This window comes from Amycolatopsis sp. NPDC006131 (assembly GCF_040614175.1).
Taxonomy (GTDB): Bacteria; Actinomycetota; Actinomycetes; order Mycobacteriales; family Pseudonocardiaceae; genus Amycolatopsis_E; species Amycolatopsis_E tucumanensis.
Genome location: NZ_JBEXTX010000141.1, coordinates 1 through 17,659, shown reverse-complemented (window position 1 = coordinate 17,659; position 17,659 = coordinate 1). Strand labels below are relative to the sequence as shown.

Sequence of the window (17,659 nt, the reverse complement as noted above, 5' to 3'; positions counted from 1 at the left end):
GCCGCAACCCAGGCCGCCAACCGGCAGCCGAACATGCCAACCTTGCGGCCCTGGCTCAAGGTGATATGCACAAACCGGAAGGCGACGGGATGACCGCACAGCGCAACCACCTCGCCAAGGCGAGACGAGGCACCCAACCCCTGGTCATCCCGGAGCCTGCCCGTCCGGCGAGGACAGCTTTTGATCTTTAACGCCGCGCCTTCGCGCGGCGAAGAGTCCGCCCTGCGGGCGGAATGCGCCTCACGGCGCTCGAAAGGTCACCTTCCGACCACCCCCGCCCCCTCTCCCTGAGTGTGTTTCAGTCGCCGAGCAGCCGTGTCAAGGCGGGAAAGCGTGCCTTGACAAGCCTGGTCGGCGACTAAAGATCGGCTGTGGGTCGGGGGCGGGGGAGGTCTGGTTGGGGTAGTCGGCTCATTTCCGTTGCCGGCTTGCGGTTGTACTCAAAGAAAAAAGCGCCCTCCCCGATCTGTCGGGAAGGGCGCCTTTTTCGTTCTTGTTATTCGAACTTCTCGCCGGCTTCGGCCTTCTTCACCAGCGACTCCGGCGGCTGGAAGTGCTCACCGTACTTCTCGGCCAGCTCCTTCGCCCGCGCCACGAAACCGGGCAGGCCGCCCTCGTACTGGTTGATGTACTGGATGACACCGCCGGTCCACGCCGGGAAACCGATGCCGAAGATCGAGCCGATGTTGGCGTCCTGCACCGACATCAGCACGCCCTCGTCGAAGCAGCGCACCGTCTCCAGTGCCTCGGCGAACAGCATGCGCTCCTGCAGATCCTTGAACGGCACGTTGCCGCTGCCGGACTTGAACGCCTCCCGCAGCCCGGGCCACAGACCGACGCGCTTGCCGTTCTCGTCGTAGGAGTAGAAGCCCGCGCCGCTGGACCGGCCCTTGCGGTCGAACTCGTCGATCATCCGGTCGATGACCGCCTCGGAGGCGTGCGCCTTCCAGGTGCCACCGGCGGCCTCGATCGCCGACTTCGTCTCCTCGCGGATCTTGCGCGGCAGGGTCAGCGTCAGCTCGTCCATCAGCTGCAGCGGCGGCGCCGGGTAGCCTGCCTGCGAACCGGCCTGCTCGATCGACGCCGGCTCGACGCCCTCACCGAGCGCGGCGACCGCCTCGTTGATGAACGTGCCGATCACCCGGCTGGTGAAGAAGCCGCGGCTGTCGTTGACCACGATCGGCGTCTTCTTGATCTGCAGGGTGTAGTCGAAGACCTTCGCCAGCGTGGCGTCCGAGGTCTTCTCCCCGCGGATGATCTCCACCAGCGGCATCTTGTCGACCGGCGAGAAGAAGTGGATGCCGATGAAGTCCTCCTGCCGCTGCACGCCCTGCGCCAGGCCGGTGATGGGCAGCGTGGAGGTGTTCGACCCGAGCACGGCGTCCGGGTTGACGATGTTCTCGATCTCGCCGAAGACCTTGTGCTTGAGCTCCTGGCTCTCGAACACGGCCTCGATCACGAAGTCCACCCCGGCGAAGTCCGCCGGGTCGGCCGTCGGCTTGATGCGCGCCAGCAGCGCGTCCGACTTCTCCTTCGTGGTCTTGCCCCGGGACAGCGCCTTCTCTTCGAGCTTGACCGCGTAGCCCTTGCCCTTCTCGGCCGCCTCCAGCGAGACGTCCTTGAGCACGACCTCGATCCCGGCCTTCGCCGACACGTAGGCGATCGCGGCGCCCATCATGCCCGCGCCGAGCACGCCGACCTTCTGCGCCTGGTACTTCTCGTACCCGTCCGGACGCGAACCGCCGGAGTTGATGTGCTGCAGGTCGAAGAAGAACGCCTTCGTCATGTTCTTCGCGACCTGGCCGGTGACCAGGCTGACGAAGTAGCGGGTCTCGATCTGCGTCGCGGTCTCGATGTCGACCTGCGCGCCCTCCACCGCGGCGGCCAGAATCGCACGCGGGGCGGGCATCGGGGCGCCCTTGAGCTGCTTGCGCAGGTTCGCCGGGAACGCGGGCAGGTTCGCCGCGAACTTCGGGTTCGACGGCGAGCCGCCGGGCATCTTGTAGCCCTTGACGTCCCACGGCTGCTGCGCCTCGGGGTTGGCCTTCACCCACTCCTTGGCCTTCGGCAGCAGCTCGTCCACACTGGACACGACCTCGTGCACGAGGCCCAGCTCCAGCGCCTTCGCCGGCTTGTGCCGCTGACCCTGCACCAGCACGTTCAGCACGGCGCTCTGGATGCCGAGCAGCCGAACGGTGCGCGCCACGCCACCGCCGCCGGGCAGCAGGCCCAGCGTCACCTCGGGCAGGCCGATGACGGTCCCCGGCACGTCCGCGACGATCCGGTGGTGCGTGGCCAGCGCGATCTCCAGGCCCCCGCCCAGCGCCGCGCCGTTGATGGCGGCCACGACCGGCTTGCCGAGGGTCTCCAGCTTGCGCAGCTGGGCCTTCATGGCGTTGGTGCTCTCGGTGATCTCGGCCGCGTGCTCCGGCTTGGCCTGGATCAGGTCACGCAGGTCGCCGCCCGCGAAAAAGGTCTTCTTCGCCGAGGTGATCACGACACCGGTGATCGAGTCCTTTTCGGACTCCAGCCGCTCGACCGTGTTCTTGAAGGACTCGCGGAAGTCGGCGTTCATCGTGTTGGCCGACTGGTTGGGGTCGTCCAGGGTGAGCACGACGATGCCGTCGGAGTCCTGGTCCCAGCGAATAGTGTTGGTCATGATCACACCCGCTCGATGATCGTCGCGATACCCATTCCGCCGCCGATGCACAGCGACAGCAGCGCGCGCCGCGCCTGGCGCCGCTCCAGCTCGTCGACCATGGTGCCGAGGATCATGGCACCGGTCGCGCCGAGCGGGTGGCCCATCGCGATCGCCCCGCCGTTGACGTTGACCTTCTCGTCCGGCAGCTTCAGGTCCTTCATCCACTTGAGCACGACGGAGGCGAACGCCTCGTTCAGCTCGAACAGGTCGATGTCGTCGACCGTCAGGCCGGCGATGTCGAGGACCTTCTTCGTGGCCGGGGTGGGGCCGGTGAGCATGATCGTCGGGTCGGACCCGGTGATCGCGGCCGCCACGATGCGGGCGCGCGGCGTCAGGCCCAGGTCCTTGCCGACCTGCTCGTTACCGAGCAGCACCAGCGCGGCGCCGTCGACGATGCCCGAGGAGTTGCCGCCGGTGTGGACGTGGTTGATCTTCTCGACCGAGTGGTACTTCTGCAGCGCCACCGCGTCGAAACCGCCGAACTCGCCGATCGTCTCGAACGCGGGCTTCAACTTGGCCAGGCTCTCCAGCGTGGTGCCGGGGCGCCGGTGCTCGTCGTGGTCGAGGATCGTGACGCCGTTGATGTCCTTGACCGGCACGACCGACTTCGCGAAGTAGCCGCCGGACCAGGCCGCCTCGGCCTTCTCCTGCGAGCGGACCGCGAACCGGTCGACGTCCTCACGGTTGAAGCCCTCGATGGTGGCGATCAGGTCCGCGCCGATGCCCTGCGGCACGAAGTACGTGTCGTAGTTCGTGGCCGGGTCAGTGAACATCGGGCCGCCGTCGGAGCCCATCGGCACGCGCGACATCGACTCGACGCCACCGGCGATGATCAGGTTCTCCCAGCCGGAGCGCACCCGGGCGGCGGCCTGGTTGACGGCCTCCAGACCCGAGGAGCAGAAGCGGTTGAGCTGGACACCGGCGACGGTGTCGGGCAGGCCGGCGGCCATCGCCGCGGCGCGCGCGATGTCGGCGCCCTGGTCACCGACCGGCGAGACGACGCCGAGGATGATGTCGTTGATCGCGGCCGGGTCCAGGCCCGGGTGCCGCGCCTGGAGTTCGTGAATCAGTCCGGTCACGAGGTCGATCGGCTTCACCCCGTGCAGGGATCCACCCTTGTTCTTGCCACGGGGCGTCCGGATCGCCTCGTAGATGTATGCCTCGTTGCTCACACCGACGGTCCTTCCTGCTTACTGCATCCGTCTGGGTCTGACGCTAATTGCCACTAACATACTCCGCCCGAATCCCCTGGTGTCAACCGTTTGCAGGGGGGCTCACTCCGGCTAGAGTGGAATCACCATGTCGAGCACCTCCCGCCGCCCCGACCGCAAGAGCCAGCTGGCCGGCCTCGCCGCCGAGCTGTTCCGCGCTCGCGGCTACCACGGCGTCGGCATCAACGACATCGCCGCGGCGGCCGGCATCACCGGGCCCGCCCTGTACCGGCACTTCGCGGACAAGCAGGCGATCCTCGCGTACGTGCTGCTCGGCGGGGTGCAGGAGATGGAGGACGCGACCGCGGCCGCGTTGTCCAGCCTGCGGCGGCCGGACGGCGCCCAGGTGGAGCGGCTGTTGCGGGGCATCGCGGAGGCGTCGGTGGAGCGGCGCGACGTGGCGGCGCTGTGGCGGTGGGAGGGGCGGCACCTGTCGCCGGAGGACCAGCGCGAGATCGCCCGGCGGTCGACGGCGCTGCTGTCGTCGTGGGCCAAGGAGCTCATGAACCTGCGCGCCGACCTGGGGCCGGCGGACGCGGAGCTGCTGTGCTGGGCGGCGATGAGCGTGTTCGGCAGCGTTTCGGTGCACCGGACGTCCGTGGCGCGGAAGCGGTTCGCCGAGTTGCTGGCGGAGCTGGCGCGGCGGGTGCTGCACGTGCGGCTGCCGTCGGAGGTCGTCGAGGACGAGCCGGTGCCGGTGGGCGTCGGGGTGCCGTCCCGGCGGGAGCAGATCCTGTCGGCGGCCGCGGAGCTGTTCCACCGCAAGGGTTTCCACGCGGTGAGCATGGAGGACATCGGCGCGGCGGCCGGCATCGCGGGCCCGAGCGTGTACCGGCACTTTTCGAGCAAGGCGGCGCTGCTGGGGGCGATCGCGCGGCGGGCGGGCGACCGGTTGCTGCTGGACGCCGAACGGGTGCGCCTGAGCAGCGCCGACGAGACGGAGGCGCTGCGTGGGCTGATCGAGTCGTACGTGCGGGTGCTGACCGGTTCGGCGGAGCTGGCGGTCTCGTTCTCGGCCGACGCGGTCAACTACGCGGAGGACGAGGGCCCCGAGCTGCTGCGCATCCAGCGGGACTACGTGGCGCAGTGGGTGAGCCTGCTGGGCGCGGCGCAGCCGGCGCTGAACCCGCGCGAAGCGAAGATCACGGTCCACGCGGCGCTGACGATCGCGAACGACGTGTCCCGCACGCGGCGGGTCAACTCCCGGCCAGGGCTGGCGGCCGAGCTGCGCGTCCTGATGGCGGCGGTGCTGGACCTGGATTAGGGCTTTGGCAGCAGGGGTTCGAGCCGGCCGGCGAGCTCCTGCGCCGCCGTGCAGACCTGATCGCGAACATCGGACCGCGAAATCGAGGCGATGACCAGGGCGCGCGCATGCTCACCGACCGCTAGGCCGACCTCGCACATCCCATCCGCTGGAGAACCCACCTGAAGCGCGCTGCGGCCGTTCACCTGCGTGGACACCGCCCGCGGTTCCTGGGCCTGCAGTTCGGCAAGGCCCTGGACCGGATCAAGCGCGATCGCGAGGGCGCCGTACTCGCTCTTGGAAGCGACACACTCGTTCCGCACCGTCTTCCGCTCACCGGGCTGGAAGCCCTGACCGGCGAGCAGCTGGTCGAGCACAGTGCAGGCATCGAGCGAACGCAGCAGATCGGAAGCGTTCGTCCCGGTCGGCGAGGCGGTCACGGCCGGATCCGGCGCCGGGGCACCGTCCACGGTGGCGGTGCACGCAGCTAACCCCAGGGCGACACCGGCCAGAAGGCTCGCCATACCTGAGCTACGGATCACTGGTCCCCTCAGTCCTTGAAACGCCCGAGATACTGCGTCGCGGCTTCATCGGCGGCGTCATAGTTGCGCATTGCCACCTCCAGCGCCTGCTGAAGATTATCCAGCCCTTCCAACAACGCCTTGAACACCGGCACCAGGGACTGGGCATCGGAATCCATCGCGGCTCGCATGTGCTCCGCCACCTGCCGCGCGTAAGCATCATTACCGAGCTTCGGCGCCCGTCGAAGCAACTCGATTCGGGCGTTCAGCGCGTCGAGCTGGCCGTGAGCATGCGAAATCGCACTCCGCAGATGAGTTCCGGTCTCTTCGTCGACCGCCCACCGGCCCGCCTGCGCCTCCCCGAGCATGTGCTTCGCGCCGTCATGCTCGGGGCTTCCCACGGCGTGCGTGATCGCGGAAGCCACCAATTGAATAGGTTCGCCGCTCTCGCTCACTTCGCCCCCTCGAGTAACAAGTCGCTCACCCACGTGCGCCCAGCCGCACCTGGCCGAAACCTGCCAATCCACCCCGGAACCGGTGCCCCATCGATACTGTGATCGACGTGAAGCGCGCCGTCGTTTTCCTCCTTCTTCTGCCCCTTGCCGCGTGCAGCGGGAATGACCAGCCCACCGAAACCCCGGCACCGGCTACCACCTCGTCCGTGCCGCCGGCGCTCGCCGCTGCCGATGGGCGTGACTACGGTGCTTGCCTGGACGGCAACTGCGAGGTCCTGGTGAGCGATCCGGTCGACATCGCGCTCACCGGGCAGGGCGGGGTCGACCGGATCTCCGTCCGCGCGGTCACCGCCGAGGGCATCGAGTTCTCCACCGGCGACGGCAGCGGCAGCCTCACCCCCGGCTGCGTCTCCACGCTTTACGAGAACGGCTCCGGCTCGCGCTGCAGCAGCGGCGAACCCGAGAAGCCGAAGCCGGTCGACGGGGTCCTCGCGATGCAGGTCGTCGACGTGCGGGACGGCACCGCCGTGCTCCGGCTCGTGTCCGGCGCCGTCGGTCCGCCGCCCAGCTCGCTCCGGCCCCCGATGCCCGTTCTCCCGACCTGGCGCCCCTGACGTCGGGCGGCTGGCGTTCACCGGCCCCCATGCGTTAACCTACTCACGAGTAGGTAACGGCGATGGGAGTGCGACGTGGCAGCGCTCAGGGAGAACAGCGGCCGGAAGCGGGACGTGATGGGCCTCGGCCTGGCCGCCCTCTCCCGGCTCGCGGGCAGCAGGACGCTGGAACGCAGCGGGTTGCGCGAGCCGGTTCAGAACCTGGTTTCGGCGGCGACGAGGAACGGTTTCAAGGTCGCCGGCGCGGCCAGCCGGACGTTCTCCTCGTCGCGAAAGCGGGGCGGTGACGCGACCCGCCCGGCGCCGGCCGAGGACAAGGGCCTGTTCGACCTCACGCCGTCCGAAGACCAGCAGATGATCGTCGAGACGGTGAGCGAGTTCGCGGCCGAGCAACTGCGTCCCGCGGCCGCCGAGGCGGACGAGAAGCTCAGCCCGCCGGACGGCCTGCTCACCAGGGCCGCCGAGCTGGGCGTGACGCTCATCAGCATTCCGGAAGAGCTCGGCGGCGCGGGCGCGGAACGCTCGGTCGTCACCAACGCGCTGGTCGCCGAGGCACTCGCCCACGGCGACCTCGGCCTGGCCGTCGCGGTGCTCGCGCCGTCCGCGGTCAGCAACGCGCTCGTGCTGTGGGGCGACGCCCAGCAGCAGGCCGACTACCTGCCAGAGTTCGTCGGCGAGAACGTGCCCGCCGCGGCGCTGGCCCTGCTGGAGTCCAAGCCGCTGTTCGACCCGTTCAAGCCCGCCACCAAGGCCCGCCGCACCCCCGGCGGCTACCAGCTGGACGGCGTGAAGTCCCTGGTCCCCCGCGCGGGACAGGCCGAATTGTTCGTCGTGTCCGCCGACCTCGAAGGGCGCGGCCCGGCGCTGTTCCTCGTCGAGTCGTCGACCAAGGGCGTGTCGATCGAGGCCGAACCGGCGATGGGCCTGCGGGGCGCGGCGACCGGGAAGCTGCACCTGGAGAAGGTGTCGCTGCCCGCGGGCGCGCTGCTCGGCGGCGGCTCGCCGGACGTGTTCACCGAGGCCGTGCGGCTGTCCCGCCTCGGCTGGGCCGCGCTGGCCACCGGCACCGCGAAGGCCGTGCTGGACTACGTGATCCCGTACGTGAACGAGCGCACCGCGTTCGGCGAGCCGATCAGCCACCGCCAGGCGGTCGCGTTCTCGGTCGCCGACATCGCGATCGAACTGGAAGGCATGCGCCTGGTGATGCTGCGCGCCGCGGCGCGGGCCGAGCAGGGCAAGCCGTTCGCCCGCGAGGTCGCGCTGGCCCGCAAGCTCGCCGCGGACAAGGGAATGCGCATCGGCAGCGCCGGGGTGCAGCTGCTGGGCGGGCACGGGTTCGTGAAGGAGCACCCGGTCGAGCGGTGGTACCGCGACCTGCGTGCAATCGGTGTGCTCGAGGGCGTCGTCCTCCTCTGACAAGCCTGGGAAGGTCATCATGATCAATCTGGAAACCCCGAAGAAGGCCCGGGCGCTGATCAACCAGGCGTACCAGGCGGCGTCGGAAGTGCTGCGGCCGATCTCGCGCAAGTACGACCGCGCCGAGCACGAATACCCGGTCGAGCTGGACATGTTCGCCGCGGTGCTGGACGGGCTGAACTCCTCCGGCGAGGGCGGCGCGGGCGCGGCCGGCGTGCGGCGCAACGAGAAGGAGAAGGCGACCGGGAACCGCAACGGCGGCAACCTGGCGACGGTGCTCGGCACGATCGAAATGTGCTGGGGCGACGTGGGTCTGCTGCTGTCGATGCCGCGGCAGGGCCTCGGCAACGCCGCGATCGCGTCGGTGGCCAACGACGAGCAGCTGAAGCGGTTCGCGAAGGTGTGGGCCGCGATGGCGATCACCGAGCCGGGCACCGGTTCGGACTCCGCGAACATCACCACGACCGCCACCGAGGACGGCGACAGCTACATCCTCAACGGCGAGAAGATCTTCGTGACCTCCGGTGACCGCGCGGACGCCGTGGTCGTCTGGGCCACTTTGGACAAGTCGATCGGCCGGGCGGCGATCAAGTCGTTCGTGGTGGAGAAGGGCACGCCGGGCTTCGAGGTCGTGCGGCTGGAGCACAAGCTCGGGATCCGCGCCTCCGACACGGCGGTGCTGCGGTTCGACAACTGCCGCGTGCCGAAGGAGAACCTGCTCGGCTCGCCGGAGATCAACACGTCCAAGGGGTTCGCGGGGGTCATGCAGACCTTCGACAACACGCGCCCCCTGGTCGCGGCGATGGCGGTCGGCCTGGCGCGGGCCGCGCTGGAGGAGACGGCGAAGATCCTGGCCGAGGCGGGTGTCGTGGTGGATTACGACCGCCCCGCGCACCACCAGCACGCCGCGGCGGCCACGTACCTGGAACTGGAAGCCGACTACGAAGCGGCGTACCTGCTGACGCTGGAGTCGGCGTGGATGGCCGACAACCGCAAGCCGAACTCGCTGCAGGCGTCCATGGCGAAGGCGAAGGCGGGCCGGTCGGTCGTCGACATCACGCTGAAGTGCGTCGAGCTGATCGGGACGCTCGGCTACACGGAAGAGATGCTGCTCGAGAAGTGGGCCAGGGACTCGAAGATCCTGGACATCTTCGAGGGCACGCAGCAGATCCAGCAGCTGATCGTGGCGCGGCGGTTGCTGGGGAAGACTTCGGCGGAGCTGAAGTAGCGCGTCACCGCCCGGCTCCCCGTGTGCGGAGAGCCGGGCGGACTCGGCCGCCGGATGACGGCACTGGTCTTTCCGCTCGTTCGCGCGTTCAATGGGGATCCCGGAGGTGAACCATGGGCGATCGCGACGATTTCCTCACCTGGGTCGGCTCCCGGCTGCGGGACGCCGAAGTCGCGTTGCACAACGGCGACCCGGTGCCGCGGCGGGCGATCTGGTCGCGGGCGGAACCGGTCTCCGTGCTGGGCGCCTGGCTGAACGCCACCGGCCAGGCCGAGATCGACGCCCTGTTCAGCCGGCTCGGAGCCACCTTCTCGGACTGCGCCTCCTACGAACACGAGATCGTCGTGGCCGATGTGGTCGGTGACATGGCCTACACGGTGGGCTACGAACACACCCGGGCGTCCGTCGACGGGGAACCGCGCGACTACACCCTGCGCGCGACCCAGATCTACCGCCGCGAGGACGGCGAATGGAAAGTCGCCCACCGGCACGCCGACCTCGTCCAGAACACCTGAGCCATCGCAGCGCCGTTAGGTTTCCCGCGTGCGAGAAGCGACGGTGACGATCCGCCCGGACACCGATCCCGCCACCACCGAACCGCGCATCGCCGGGCAGGCGGCTGTGCGGGTCCTCGTCAGCGCGCCCTTGCCCGCCCCTGTCCTCGCCGCCGCCGCGGAGGCGCTCGCCGCGCATCCCGGCGTCGCGCTCCACCTGCTGGGACACGCCGACCCCGCGCAGCTGCCGGAGTTCCGCCACGTGCGAGAACTCGCCCTCGACCTGCCGCACGCCACCGCCGGGACCTGACCCCGCTGGCCGGCATCGCGACGCTGCGCGGGCTCGACGACCTCAGTGCCCTGGCCGGCTGCGTCGACCTCGAAGCCGTCTCCCTCGGGGCACTCAAGAACGTCCCCGACCTGCGGGCGCTCGCCGAACACCCCGCCCTGGGGTTCCTCATCCTCGAACTCCTCCGCGGCCTGGACACCCTCGCCCCGCTCGCGACGTGCGCCCGGCCGACCGGCGGCTCGACGTCCTCGTCCCCGCGGCCAGCCTGCGGCACGCCCTGATCGGCGCCCCGTACCCATCCGCCCAGGTCGACGCGCTGCGCGAGCGGTTGCACACCCTCCATTACCGCAGCGAGAACCTGCGCGGTGACGGCTCCGCCCTCCGCGTCCACTGGCGCACCCCGGTCACGGACCTCCTCTCACCGTCCACAGAAGATCTTCCGGCTCGCCGTAACGCACAACTCCCGGGTGCGACTCTCCCTACTATCCCGAAGGGAGGCCCGAAGATGACTGGTTACCTGGTCCAGCCCGCCTCGGTGGAAAGGTTCCGCGACGGCTTCGACGGCCGGATCGTCACGCCGGACGACGGCGACTACGAAAGTGTCCGCGGCGTCTTCAACGCCATGATCACCGCCCGCCCGCAGGTCATCGCCCAGTGTGGGACCGTCCGGGACATCACGGCGGCCCTGCGGTTCGCCCGGGAGAACGCCCTGCCGGTCGCCGTGCGGGGTGGGGGTCACAGCGTCGCCGGGGCGTGTCTCGTCGAGGACGGTCTCGTCGTCGACCTGCGCCGCCTCAACGCCGTCACCGTCGACCCCGAGGCGAAGACCGCGACGGCGGGTGGTGGCGCCACCTGGGGCGACTTCGACAGAGCCTGCCAACCCCACGGCCTCGCCACCACCGGCGGCCGCGTGTCGACCACCGGCGTGGCCGGCCTGACCCTGGGCGGCGGCTCCGGCTGGATCGAGCGCAAGTTCGGCCTCGCCTGCGACAACCTCCTCTCCGTCGACCTCGTCACCGCCGACGGCCGCGAGGTCACGGCGAGCGAGCAGGAGAACCCGGACCTCTTCTGGGCACTGCACGGCGGCGGCGGCAACTTCGGCGTCGCCACCCGGCTCACCTTCCGGCTGCACGACCTGCCGGAGTTCTCGATGGCCCTGATGCTGTGGCCCGGCGACCAGGGACGCGCCGTCGCCGGCGTCTACCGCGACCTCATGCGCACCGCGCCGGAGGAGATCGGCGGCGGCCTGCTCTACCTCACCGGCCCGCCCGAGGAGTTCGTGCCCGGCCACCTCGTCGGCCGGCTCTGCTGCGGCGTCCTGGTCACCTGCACCGGCCCAGAAACCCGGCTGCGCGAAACGATCGGCCCGCTGCTCGCGACCGCCCCGCAGGGCCAGGTCATCACCGACGTCCCCTACGCCGGCCTCCAGTCCATGCTCGACGACCCAGCCGGCTTCCGGAACTACTGGTCCGACGAGAACCTGCGCGAACTGCCCGACGAAGCCCTCGACCGGTTCTGCGAGCGCGCGCTGGACATGGTGGTGCCGTCACCGTCGCAGCACGCGCTGCTGCCGTGGGGCGGCGCCGTCGCCCACGGCCAGGACTGGCCGGGGTTCGACCGCGACAACCAGTGGGCCGTGCACCCGCTGGGCCTGTGGGCCGACCCGGCCGACGACGACCGCGCCATCGCGTGGGCCCGCAACCTGCGCGCCGACATGCGGCCGTGGGCCTCCGGCGACGTCTACCTCAACTTCATCGGCGACGAGGGCGACGACCGCATCGTGGCCGGCTACGGCGAGGAGAACTACCGGCGCCTGCAACGCATCAAGGCCGACTACGACCCGGACAACGTCTTCAACCGCTGGCACGACATCAAGCCGGCCTAACCGAGGAGAGCGCGCAGCGCCGCGGCGAACTGCGTGGGGCGTTCGACGGGTCCGAGGTGGCCGCCCGGCAACTCGGTCAGCGGCAGGCCGAGGGCGGCGGCCAACGCGGCGGCGGCCCGGTACGGCAGCTGGCCCCGCGAGTCGATCCCGGCAGCGGGGACCAGTCGCGGGCCGAGCGCGGCCAGGTCGACGTCCGCGGACGTGAACGGCACCAGGACGTGCTCCAGGAACAACGGCTGGAGTTCGCTCAGGCGGCCGAACAGCTCCAGCAGCTCCGGCGTCGGCGGCTCCGGGCTGGTTTCGGCGTAGCCCTCCAGCCAGTCGCCGGGGTGGCGCAACTCCGGGGTCGCCGCGCCGGGTCCGGGCGCCGTCATGGCGTCGGTCATCAGCCGGGACGCCTCCGCCAGGTCCCCGGTGCGCGCCGCCGCCCGCACCGCCTCGATCGCGGCCCGGTGCCGGTCGGCGTCCGGCAGCAGGCCGAACACCGGCGGCTCGTGGACCACCGCGAGGCGCACCCGCTCGGGGTGGCGGGCAAGCAGGTCGAGGGTCGTGATGGCGCCTGCGCTGAACGCGAACACCGCGGGCGGCTCGTCGAAGAGCGCGTCGATCAGGCCGAGCACGTCCTCGGCGTAGGCCTTCGGGCTCTGGTCGCCGTCCGGCCGCGCCGACACCAGGCGACTGGACATGGCCACGACGCGGTGGTCGTCGGCCAGGTGCGCGGCGAGCCCGTCGAAGACGCCGGCGTGGCCCGCCCCGCCGGGCAGGAGCAGCAGCGGCGGGCCGTCGCCGCGCTCGTGGTAGTCGATGGGTGTGCCGTCGAGCGTGATGCGCATGGGATTCTCCGGTCCGATCAGTGGATCTTCGTCCAGTTGGTCAGGGTGTGGTGGAGCGCGTCGAGGGCCCGGCGCCACGAGACGTCCAGGCTGTGGTCGGCGGTGAAGGCGCCGGTGGCTTCCAGGTCGCTGAAGCCGTGCAGGGTGCTGCGCAGGAACCGGACCGCGTCGGTGGCGTCCGGTTCGGACAGGTCGTACCCGCGCAGCAGCGCGTAGCAGACCTCGATGATGCGCATGACGCCCGGCGTTTCGGCGGCCCGCTCGGGCGGCACCGGGTGCCGGGTGGCGGCGTAGCGGCCCGGGTGCTCCGTCGCCAGGGTGCGGTACGTGTCGGCGAAGGCGGTCAGCGCGTCACGGCCGGCGCGTCCGGCCACGGCCGCGCTCAGCGCCTCAGCCCACTCGGAGAGCGCCCGCAGCGCCACGCGTTCCTGCAGGTCGGCGAGGCCGCGGATGTGGGTGTAGAGGCTGGCGTCGCGAACGCCGAACCGCTTCGCGAGCGCCGCGAGCGTCACGTTCTCGAAGCCGATCTCGTCGGCCAGGTCGGCGGCGGCCGACACCAGCGCGTCCGGCGTGATCCTCCCACGCGGCATGTTTCCTAACCTCCCTAGGACTGGTCCTAATGTACACAGGGGAACGTAGAGTTGACAGGCAAGTATTCACTTGCCTATCGTTGCGGGCGTGGGTGACGTCTTCAAAGCCCTGGCCGACCCCACGCGCCGCACGATCCTCGACGAACTGACCGACCGGGACGGGCAGACGCTCTTCGAACTCTGCGCCCGGCTGGTGTCCATCCACGGGCTGAGTTCGTCACGGCAGGCGGTCTCGCAGCACCTCGACGTGCTGGAGTCCGCCGGTCTGGTCGAGTCGAGGCGTGAGGGCCGGTACAAGTTCCACTACATCAACACGGATCCGCTCGAACCGATCGTCGAGCGGTGGCTCAGGAAGAGGGGACGGACATGAGGATCAACCTGGCGAGCGTGCTCGTCGACGACCAGGAGAAGGCGCTGCGGTTCTACACCGACGTGCTGGGCTTCGTGAAGAAGCACGACATCCCGATGGGCGCGGACCGGTGGCTGACGGTGGTGTCGCCGGAGGACCCGGAGGGCACCGAACTGCTGCTGGAGCCGAGCGGGCACCCGGCGGCGAAGCCGTTCAAGGACGCGCTCGTCGCGGACGGCATCCCGTGGACCATGTTCGCCGTGTCCGACGTGCAGGCCGAGTACGAGCGGATGCGTGAGCTCGGCGTGCGCTTCACGCAGGAGCCGACGGACATGGGCACCGTGATCACCGCGGTGTTCGACGACACCTGTGGCAACCTCATCCAGATCGGCCAGATGAAGTCCTAATCGGACACCTGATCGCCGAGGAACGCGTCGATGTGCCGCCAGGTGGTGTCCCGCGCGCGGCGGCCGGTCAGCACGCCGAGGTGCCCGCCCGGGGCGGTCTCGAACCGCACGTCCGGCGCGTTCTCCAGCAACGGCACCAGCCGCTCCACGGCGCGCCGCGGGGCGATGGTGTCGTTGCGCCCGGCGATCACCAGCGTCGGAACCTTCACGCCGGACAGCGAGATGATCCGCCCGTTCAGGTCGAGCCCGCCCTCGACGAGGTCGTTGGCGCGGAAGAACCGGTGGTACATCTGGCCGAACGTGCGGCCGGGGTAGGCGATCATGTTGTCCATGAAGTGGTCGACCGCCTCGATCTGGGCGAGGTAGTCCCGGTCGCCGAGGTTCTGCAGGATCGCCAGCGGCTTGGTCAGCTGCTTGTTGATGCCCGTCGCCCAGAACACGCGTTCGACCACATAGGACGGTGCACCGCCGAGCATCCGGTACAGCGGGGTGAGCAGGTAGCCGCCGGTGAGGTCCACCAGCGGCCGGAACGGCGCGACCAGCGGGATGGCGGTGAAGTCGACCGGCGAGGCGACCGTGGTGATCGACTGCACCGGCAGGTCGGGGCGGTCGGCCGTGGTCAGCAGGGAGAACAGCCCGCCGAGGCACCACGCGACCAGGTGCACGCCGCGCCCGCCGGAGTCCTCGCTGACCTTGCGGATGGCGCGCGGCAGCACCTCGTCGATCCAGTGCTCGATGCCCAGCCTGCGGTCGGAGAACGCGACGGTGCCGTAGTCCACCAGGTAGGTGCGACGGCCCCGGTCGACCAGGTGCTCGGCGAGGCTGCAACCGCGCCGCAGGTCGAAGCACAGGGCGGGGGCGGCCAGCGGCGGCACGAGCAGCACCGGATCACCCTCGTGCGACGGGCTCATCCGGTACAGCGACCGGTTCGGGCCCTGGTCGACCAGCACGCGCGGCACCGGCCGCAGGTCGGCGAGACCGCCGCGCAGGACGCCGAGCGCGTTGGCCGCCATCGCGGTCACTGCGGGTACCACCATCTACCTCGAAACTCCGTTCACCGCACCGATCCTTCCCCGGGACCGACGCTACTTCAAGGCTGCCTCACCCTCGCTTCGTACTCCGCTCGCGCGCCCGCGTGCGCCTGGGTGAACACCTTGTCGGCGCCGATCGCGCGCATGAACCACTCCGCCGCCGCACGTGGCAGCAGACGGCTGACGCGACCGGTCACGTCGAGCGATTTCGGGACGAACACGTCGAACCGCGGCTTCTGCAGCGTCCCGACGATCGCCTTCGCGACGTCCTCCGGCCGCAGTGACGGGAAGAGCCTGGTCTCGGGCAGGCCGTCGGCGAGGTGCGTGCGGACGACCGCGGGCATCACGCACGAGATGTCCACCCCGGACCCGCGCAGCTCCTGCCGCACCGCTTCGGACAGGCCGACGACGGCGTGCTTGGTGGCGCAGTAGGTCGCCGCGCCGGGGAACCCGGCCTTGCCCGCCATCGACGCGACGTTGACGATGTGGCCGCGGCCGCGCGGGCGCATGCGGCGGACGGCCTCGCGGGTGCCATGGATGACCGCGCGCAGGTTGACGTCGATCTGCTTCGCCGTGGCCGCGTCGTCCTCGTCTGCCAGCGGCGACAGCAGCATGACGCCGGCGTTGTTGATCAGGACGTCGATGGGCCCGAGGCGGCGCTCGACCTCGTCCAGGAACTCGGTGAAGCCGCGGTGGTCGGTCACGTCGAGCGGCAGGGCGAGCGTGTCGCCGCCCAGTTCACCCGCCGTCTTCTCGGCCAGGACCGGGTCGAGGTCGCCGATGACGACCTTCGCACCCAACCGCACCAGGGCGGCGGCCGTGGTGGCGCCGATCCCTTGCGCGCCTCCGGTGATCACGATGACCTTGCCGAGCAACGTTGCCATGGCGGCCATACTGCCCGGTAACTGACATTCGCGCCAGAGGTGTCACACTCGCTGTTCGAAGATCTGGACCCACACGTCGTCGCGCACGCGCACCCGCTCGGTCGGCGTGAACCCCTGGCCCTCGTAGTAGCGGACGAGCTTGCCGTCGCCGCCGGCCCAGCAGTCGACGCGCAGCAGGCCGATGCCGCGGTCGCGGGCGTCCTGGCGGGCGAACTCCAGCAGCCGGGCGCCGACGCCGCGGTGCTCGCGGGAGGCCAGCAGCAGCGTCACGTACACCTCGGGCTCATCGACCGGCGGCGTGTACGGCAGCGGGTGGTCGAGGATCAGGGCGCCGACCGGCGCACCGTCCGAAATGGCCAGGAACGGGCGGCCGTCGCGCAGCATCGTGCGGACGCGCTCGACCTTCGCCGGGTCCGCCGACCACGGTTCGGTGCCCCACTGGCCGGCGCTGCCGCGGGCGACGAGCCATTCGACGGCCGCGTCGAACAGCCCCAGGACGATGTGCAGGTCGGCCTCGCCGGACTCGCGGATCTCCATCACGGCGCCGTCAGCACGAGCGGGCCGTCCGAGGTGACGGCGATGGTGTGCTCGACGTGCGCGGCGCGGGAGCCGTCGCTGGTCAGGATCGTCCAGCCGTCGTCGCCGTAGCGGTAGTCGTCGCGGCCGCCCGCGAGGAACATCGGCTCGATCGCGATGACCAGCCCTTCCCGCAGCGGCATCCCCTTGCCCGCGACGGCTTCGTTCGGCACGTGCGGCGCTTCGTGCATCGCGCGGCCCACGCCGTGACCCCCGTGGTCGGCGAGCAACCCGTACCCGGCGCGACGCCCGATCTCGGCGATCGCGTGGCCGATGTCGCCCATCCTGTTCCCGGGGCGGGCCTGCTCGATGCCCGCCCACATGCCCCGCTCGGTGGCGGCGATGAGGTCGAGGTCGGCCTGGTTCGCGCTGCCGACGACGAAGCTGACCGCGGCGTCCCCGTGCCAGCCGTCGACGTGCGCGCCGAAGTCGACGCTCAGCAGATCGCCGTCGCGGAGGCGGTAGTCGGTCGGGATGCCGTGCACGACGGCGTCGTTGACGCTGGTGCAGAGCACAGCCGGATAGGGCGACGGCGCGAAGCGCGGGTGGTAGTGCAGGAAGGACGACTTGGCGCCCTCGTCGTTGAGGATGTCCGCGGCGAGCTGGTCCAGCTCACGCAGGCTGGTGCCGACGGCCGCCTGCTCGCGGACGCTCTGGAGCACCTTCGCGACGACCCGCCCGGCGGCGCGCATGGCGTCCAGCTCACCGCGACTCTTCAGCTCGATCATGATCACCTCGCCGGTATAGTTATACCGGAATTTATAGCACCGCGCCCCAGAACCCAAGGTAGCTGGGTGGTCATCCCGTCGCCTGACACTGGACGATCACCTTGAGCCAGGGCCGCAACCCTCGCTGGGTCCGGCAGCCGAAAGCACAAAGCTTGCGGCCCTGGCTCAAGGTGATATGCACAAACCGGAAGGCGACGGGTTGAC

General features: G+C 70.2%; 19 protein-coding genes. 9 read left to right on the top strand and 10 right to left on the bottom strand.

Going from position 1 to position 17,659, the window contains the following annotated elements; all coding sequences use genetic code 11:
* Positions 1-496: 496 nt before the first annotated feature.
* Positions 497-2,659, bottom strand: a complete 2,163-nt coding sequence (locus ABZ215_RS39250; protein ID WP_354955703.1) for a 3-hydroxyacyl-CoA dehydrogenase NAD-binding domain-containing protein — start codon at positions 2,657-2,659, stop codon at positions 497-499.
* Positions 2,660-2,661: 2 nt separating this feature from the next.
* Positions 2,662-3,873 carry an acetyl-CoA C-acetyltransferase gene (locus ABZ215_RS39245; RefSeq protein WP_354955701.1) on the bottom strand — a complete coding sequence of 404 codons (1,212 nt, stop codon included), beginning with the start codon at positions 3,871-3,873 and terminating at the stop codon, positions 2,662-2,664.
* 127 nt (positions 3,874-4,000) lie between these two features.
* On the opposite strand from ABZ215_RS39245, the gene ABZ215_RS39240 reads away from it, so the two are divergent.
* Entirely contained in the window at positions 4,001-5,176 is a 1,176-nt protein-coding gene (locus ABZ215_RS39240; protein ID WP_354955699.1) for a TetR family transcriptional regulator, read from the top strand.
* Here ABZ215_RS39240 and ABZ215_RS39235 read toward each other — a convergent pair.
* Positions 5,173-5,679 (bottom strand): DUF3558 domain-containing protein, encoded by a 507-nt coding sequence (locus tag ABZ215_RS39235; RefSeq protein ID WP_354709803.1) that lies wholly within the window; start codon positions 5,677-5,679, stop codon positions 5,173-5,175. The two genes, ABZ215_RS39240 and ABZ215_RS39235, sit on opposite strands and share 4 nt — an antisense overlap.
* Before the next feature lie 26 nt (positions 5,680-5,705).
* Entirely contained in the window at positions 5,706-6,131 is a 426-nt protein-coding gene (locus tag ABZ215_RS39230; protein ID WP_354955697.1) for a hypothetical protein, read from the bottom strand.
* Positions 6,132-6,337: 206 nt separating this feature from the next.
* On the opposite strand from ABZ215_RS39230, the gene ABZ215_RS39225 reads away from it, so the two are divergent.
* From ABZ215_RS39225 to ABZ215_RS39200, 6 genes are all read left to right on the top strand, one after another.
* A complete protein-coding gene (locus ABZ215_RS39225) occupies positions 6,338-6,745 on the top strand; it encodes a hypothetical protein (protein ID WP_354955695.1) in 408 nt (135 codons plus the stop codon).
* A 117-nt stretch (positions 6,746-6,862) separates the two neighbouring features.
* Positions 6,863-8,161, top strand: coding sequence for an acyl-CoA dehydrogenase family protein (locus tag ABZ215_RS39220; RefSeq protein WP_020420444.1), 1,299 nt, complete (start codon positions 6,863-6,865; stop codon positions 8,159-8,161).
* A gap of 19 nt (positions 8,162-8,180) precedes the next feature.
* Entirely contained in the window at positions 8,181-9,389 is a 1,209-nt protein-coding gene (locus tag ABZ215_RS39215; RefSeq protein ID WP_354955693.1) for an acyl-CoA dehydrogenase family protein, read from the top strand.
* Between the two features lie 113 nt (positions 9,390-9,502).
* Entirely contained in the window at positions 9,503-9,904 is a 402-nt protein-coding gene (locus ABZ215_RS39210; protein ID WP_354955691.1) for a nuclear transport factor 2 family protein, read from the top strand.
* 28 nt (positions 9,905-9,932) lie between these two features.
* The gene (locus ABZ215_RS39205; RefSeq protein ID WP_354955689.1) at positions 9,933-10,193 is read left to right on the top strand and encodes a hypothetical protein; all 261 of its coding nucleotides are present in this window, start codon (positions 9,933-9,935) and stop codon (positions 10,191-10,193) included.
* Between the two features lie 484 nt (positions 10,194-10,677).
* Positions 10,678-12,057 carry an FAD-binding oxidoreductase gene (locus ABZ215_RS39200; protein WP_020420449.1) on the top strand — a complete coding sequence of 460 codons (1,380 nt, stop codon included), beginning with the start codon at positions 10,678-10,680 and terminating at the stop codon, positions 12,055-12,057.
* Here ABZ215_RS39200 and ABZ215_RS39195 read toward each other — a convergent pair.
* Positions 12,054-12,890 carry an alpha/beta hydrolase gene (locus ABZ215_RS39195; RefSeq protein WP_354955687.1) on the bottom strand — a complete coding sequence of 279 codons (837 nt, stop codon included), beginning with the start codon at positions 12,888-12,890 and terminating at the stop codon, positions 12,054-12,056. The two genes, ABZ215_RS39200 and ABZ215_RS39195, sit on opposite strands and share 4 nt — an antisense overlap.
* Positions 12,891-12,907: 17 nt before the next feature.
* Complete coding sequence (locus ABZ215_RS39190; RefSeq protein ID WP_354955685.1) at positions 12,908-13,480, bottom strand: WHG domain-containing protein; 573 nt, start codon at positions 13,478-13,480, stop codon at positions 12,908-12,910.
* Between the two features lie 88 nt (positions 13,481-13,568).
* Between ABZ215_RS39190 and ABZ215_RS39185 the strand changes: the two genes are divergently transcribed.
* Positions 13,569-13,850 (top strand): metalloregulator ArsR/SmtB family transcription factor, encoded by a 282-nt coding sequence (locus tag ABZ215_RS39185; protein ID WP_237340097.1) that lies wholly within the window; start codon positions 13,569-13,571, stop codon positions 13,848-13,850.
* Positions 13,847-14,236: a VOC family protein gene (locus ABZ215_RS39180; protein ID WP_354955682.1), complete on the top strand. Its 390-nt coding sequence runs from the start codon at positions 13,847-13,849 to the stop codon at positions 14,234-14,236. Before ABZ215_RS39185 ends, ABZ215_RS39180 begins: the two co-directional genes overlap by 4 nt.
* On the opposite strand, the gene ABZ215_RS39175 is transcribed toward ABZ215_RS39180, so the two are convergent.
* From ABZ215_RS39175 to map, 4 genes are read right to left on the bottom strand one after another with little or no spacing between them, the layout of a single operon-like run.
* A complete protein-coding gene (locus ABZ215_RS39175; RefSeq protein ID WP_027936220.1) occupies positions 14,233-15,273 on the bottom strand; it encodes an alpha/beta fold hydrolase in 1,041 nt (346 codons plus the stop codon). The genes ABZ215_RS39180 and ABZ215_RS39175 overlap by 4 nt on opposite strands.
* Before the next feature lie 53 nt (positions 15,274-15,326).
* The gene (locus tag ABZ215_RS39170) at positions 15,327-16,160 is read right to left on the bottom strand and encodes an SDR family oxidoreductase (RefSeq protein WP_237340094.1); all 834 of its coding nucleotides are present in this window, start codon (positions 16,158-16,160) and stop codon (positions 15,327-15,329) included.
* A gap of 33 nt (positions 16,161-16,193) precedes the next feature.
* Entirely contained in the window at positions 16,194-16,688 is a 495-nt protein-coding gene (locus ABZ215_RS39165) for a GNAT family N-acetyltransferase (protein WP_354955680.1), read from the bottom strand.
* The gene (gene map / locus ABZ215_RS39160; protein WP_237340092.1) at positions 16,688-17,455 is read right to left on the bottom strand and encodes a type I methionyl aminopeptidase; all 768 of its coding nucleotides are present in this window, start codon (positions 17,453-17,455) and stop codon (positions 16,688-16,690) included. The genes ABZ215_RS39165 and map overlap by 1 nt, the downstream gene beginning before the upstream one ends.
* Positions 17,456-17,659 lie beyond the last annotated feature (204 nt).